This window comes from Roseivivax isoporae LMG 25204, assembly GCF_000521865.1.
Lineage (GTDB): Bacteria > Pseudomonadota > Alphaproteobacteria > Rhodobacterales > Rhodobacteraceae > Roseivivax > Roseivivax isoporae.
Map to the genome: position 1 here is coordinate 1 of NZ_JAME01000179.1, position 374 is coordinate 374.

Consider the following 374-nt stretch of genomic DNA (forward strand, 5'->3'; position numbering starts at 1 on the left):
TCGTCGACAGCGACCTACGAGGTGCAGGTGCGGTTCGTCCGGGGGTTCGCCCGTGTCAGCGACTGGATGCCGGACCCCGCGATCGAGATCACCCCGACGGCGGAGCTGCCGGCCGAGCCCTCCGACGTGACGGCGACGGGTGAGCCGGCGCGCATCCGCTTTACCGGGACCGCCGGCCGCCTCACCACGGGCTTCCGCATCTTCCGCGGCGCGACCAGCGACTTCGGCGCGGCGACCGACATCACCGGCGTCTTGCCAGCGACTCCGCTTGCGGGCTTTGACATCATCTCGGGCGACGCCAACGCCGCTCAGGAGCTGCTCGACCCGGAAATCGATGATGGCGCCGACTGGATTCCCACCGGCGGGTTTTCGAT

At 69.8% G+C, this 374-nt stretch carries 1 protein-coding gene; it reads left to right on the forward strand.

Features of this window, described 5'->3' with window-relative positions; translation table 11 throughout:
• On the forward strand, window positions 1-374 hold a 374-nt coding region (locus RISW2_RS25325), incomplete at both ends, for a hypothetical protein (RefSeq protein WP_043776070.1).